This window comes from Paracoccus sp. UBA5162, assembly GCF_002413585.1.
Lineage (GTDB): Bacteria > Pseudomonadota > Alphaproteobacteria > Rhodobacterales > Rhodobacteraceae > Paracoccus.
On sequence record NZ_DHXG01000099.1, the window covers coordinates 1 to 3,567 of the forward strand.

Annotated in this window: 3 protein-coding genes and 1 rRNA gene; all 4 read right to left on the reverse strand. The window is 63.0% G+C overall.

Annotated features, from left to right (window positions below):
* Positions 1–116: ribosomal RNA gene (locus B4A72_RS15780) — 16S ribosomal RNA — on the reverse strand; the annotation flags it as partial.
* 465 nt (positions 117–581) lie between these two features.
* Positions 582–1,202 carry a sulfite oxidase heme-binding subunit YedZ gene (locus B4A72_RS15785; protein ID WP_292979083.1) on the reverse strand — a complete coding sequence of 207 codons (621 nt, stop codon included), beginning with the start codon at positions 1,200–1,202 and terminating at the stop codon, positions 582–584.
* The gene (gene msrP / locus B4A72_RS15790; protein ID WP_292952234.1) at positions 1,202–2,098 is read right to left on the reverse strand and encodes a protein-methionine-sulfoxide reductase catalytic subunit MsrP; all 897 of its coding nucleotides are present in this window, start codon (positions 2,096–2,098) and stop codon (positions 1,202–1,204) included. The genes B4A72_RS15785 and msrP overlap by 1 nt, the downstream gene beginning before the upstream one ends.
* A gap of 287 nt (positions 2,099–2,385) precedes the next feature.
* A partial coding sequence (locus B4A72_RS15795) for an RQC domain-containing protein (protein WP_292979085.1) occupies positions 2,386–3,567 on the reverse strand: 1,182 nt, incomplete at its 5' end.

Sequence of the window (3,567 nt, forward strand, 5' to 3'; positions counted from 1 at the left end):
GGCACGTTCCCACGCGTTACTCACCCGTCCGCCGCTCACCCGAAGGTGCGCTCGACTTGCATGTGTTAGGCCTGCCGCCAGCGTTCGTTCTGAGCCAGGATCAAACTCTCAAGTTGAAAAGCGCCGAAACGCTTGTCCTTGACGTCGAACCTTGCACATCTGCCATCCGGCCCCGAAAGACCGGATGATCATCTGTTCATCGTCCTCACTCGCGTGAGCCGACAAACAGTGAAGCTGACACCTGGATCATCGGGAAAAACCCTACCAGGCCGATATGCAAGATGTCCTGTCGTTCAGACCAGACCGCCCGCATATCCCTTCATCATAACAATCATGTCAAAAAGCACCGAAACAACAATCACCGAAGACGCGCCACTCTCACGACGCCCCAACGGCCATCCATCCCGGATAATCTCCCGAAACCCCAAAGCCAAAACCCGAAGCCCCGAACCAGTCAAACCCTCAGGCCCGATCGGTGAAGGCGTATCTACGGATCACAAAACAAAGGTGCAAGAGGAAATTCGCAAAAAAACTGCCCTGCGCGTCAATTTCCTGCCAAGGGCCTGTTTCGAAAACCTTCTTCAGGCCCTTGCCGGTCTTGCGCGCGCCAGCGGTCTCTTGATCACGACCCGCAGGCCGAGAAGCAACAGAATCACCAGAAGCCAGAAGGTCGGCGTGACCGGAAAGGTCTTCAGCGACCAGATCCAGTGCAGGGCGACGAGCGGCGCGGCGACATAGACCAGCTTGTGCAGATTGCGCCAGCCTTGCGCGCCCATGCGCCGGATCGACAGGTTGTTCGATGTCACTGCCAGCGCCGTCAGCAGCGTGAACGCCACCATTCCGAACAGCAGATAGGGCCGCTTCACGATATCGCGGGCCATCTGCGCCCAGAGAAACCCCATGTCCAGCGCCAGCCAGGACAGGACATGCAGGCCCGCATAGGTGAAACAGATCAGCCCAAGCGCGCGGCGAAACCGCATCAGACTGATTCCCGCGATCCGCAGCAGCGGCGTGACCGCAAGGCTGGCGATCAGGAAATAGAGCGCGGTCCGGCCCAGGCGATATTCGATGTCGCGAACCGGGTCGATGCCCAGTCCGCCGAAGAACGTATCCGACACCAGCAAAGCAAGCGGGATCATGCCCCCCAGCCACACGACCCAGACCGGCAGTCGGCGCAGTGCATCATTGATTCTTCTGCGCATCAGAAGTTCTTCTTGAGATCCATGCCGGAATACAGCGATGCAACCTGATCGGCATAGCCGTTGAACATCAGCGTTTCCTCACGTCCGGCGAACAGTCCGGCACCGATGCGCCGCTCGGATGCCTGCGACCAGCGGGGATGGTCGACATTCGGGTTCACATTGGCGTAAAACCCGTATTCGTTGGGCTGACTTGCATTCCAGGTGGCATAGGGCTGGCTGTCGGACAGGGTGATCCTGACGATCGACTTGATCGACTTGAATCCGTATTTCCATGGCACGACCAGCCGGATCGGAGCCCCGTTCTGGTTCGGCAGCGGGTCGGAATACAATCCGGTCGCCAGAATCGCCAGCGGGTGCATCGCCTCGTCGAGCCGCAGTCCCTCGCGATAGGGCCAGTCAAGGATCGGATAGCGCAGACCGGGCATGTTGTCGGGCTGCGTCACCGTCTCGAAGGCGACGAATTTCGCCGAGGGCTGGATCCCGGCCCTGTTCAGCACCGAAGCCAGCGGCACGCCGATCCAGGGAATGACCATCGACCAGCCCTCGACGCAGCGCAGCCGGTAGATGCGTTCCTCAAGCGTGTTCTCGGGCGCAAGATCCTCGACACCGTAAGAGCCGGGGCGATCCACCAGACCGCCGATCTCGACCGACCAGGGATCGGTTTTCAGCCCGCCGGCATTGCGGGCGGGATCCTCCTTGCCGGTGCCGAATTCATAGTAATTGTTGTAATTTGTAATTTCTTCCAGCGTGTTGGGCTTTTCGTCGGTCGACAACCCGGACGGCTTGCCGCTTAGCGCCAGCGCCGGCGAGGCGGACAGAGCCGCGGCAGTCGCGATGAATGCACGCCGATCCAGCCAGTGGGCCTTCGGTGTCACGTCTGACCATGTAAGTTTCATGTTCTTCCTCCGATCCGTCTTGTGCCTGGCAGCCTTGCACACCCGACCTAGACATAGTCACGATGCGGCGGGCCGAAAATGCGCATCACATTCCCATTACCCTTCGTTCCGGCGATACCGCCCGTTACGGCACGAGCGATGACAAGCAGGTGATCGCAGGCGTCGCAGGCGGACAAGAAGCCGGACAGGATCAACGCGGATGCGCCGATGTTTCCCTGCAACGGACGGGAATCCGCCTGTCAGGCAAAGCACGGGCGGCACGCGGTGATGGGCCGCGTGGCGCGGCCTCAGCTCTCGGCGATCTGTCGCAGGAAGGCCGGACCGAAGCGATTCAGGCGCGCGGCATCCAGATGGCGCGACAGGGCAGCCTGGTCCGCGGGGCGAGATTCGGCGATGCGGCGCAGTTGCGCGGTCGAACAGGACAGCGGCTTTTCGGTTCCATCCTCGCCGCGCGTCAGCCGGTTCTGCGCCGCGACCAGACGGTCGAACAGGATGCCCTCGGGCCGGCCCGCCAGCGCCCGGCGGTGGGGATGCATGTCCGGCTGATCGCCTGCGATCACCGACAGGAATTCGGTGCCATAGCTTTCCAGCTTCTTCGCCCCGACCCCGCTGACCCGCGCCATCTGGTCCAGATCCTGAGGACGCAGGCGGGCCATCTCGATCAGCGTGCGGTCGGGGAAGATGACATAGGCAGGCACGCGGGCGGCCTCGGCCAGCGCGCGGCGCCGGGCCTTCAGCGCCGACAGAAGCGGCTCATCCTCTTCGTCGACCTGCGTGCGCAGGACATTGGCGCCCCTGGCCCGCAGAGTCGTGTCATGACGCAGGGTTACGCTGTCCACGCCGCGCAGAACCGGATGGGCGGCGTCGGTCAGGAACAGAGCCCCGTGGCGTTCCGGATCGGGGCGGCACAGATCCAGGCCCATCATCTGCCGGAAGATCGCCTGCCACTGGCCACGCGAATGATCGCGACCGACACCGAAGGTCGGCAGCTTGTCGTGGCCGCGTTCGCGAACCTTTTCGGTCGTGTGTCCGGTCAGGATGTCGATCAGGTGCCCCGCGCCGAACCATTCACCGGTGCGCAGCATCGCCGACAGCGCCATGCGCACCGCCTGCGTGCCGTCGAACAGCCGGGGCGGGGTCAGGCACAGATCGCAATTGCCGCAATCCGCCTGCATGTCCTCGCCGAAATAGGCCAGCAGGCGGCGGCGGCGGCAGCCTGTCGCCTCGGCCAGACCCAGCAGCGCGTTCAGCCGCGCGTGATCGGCCCCCTTGCGATCATTGGCGGCCAGCCCCTCATCGACCTGCGCACGACGCAGGCGAATGTCGTCGGGACCGTAGAGGGTCAGCGTCTCGGCCGGATCGCCGTCGCGACCGGCGCGGCCGATTTCCTGATAATAGGCCTCGATGGATTTCGGCAGGTCGGCATGGACCACCCAGCGGATGTCGGGCTTGTCGATGCCCATGCCGAA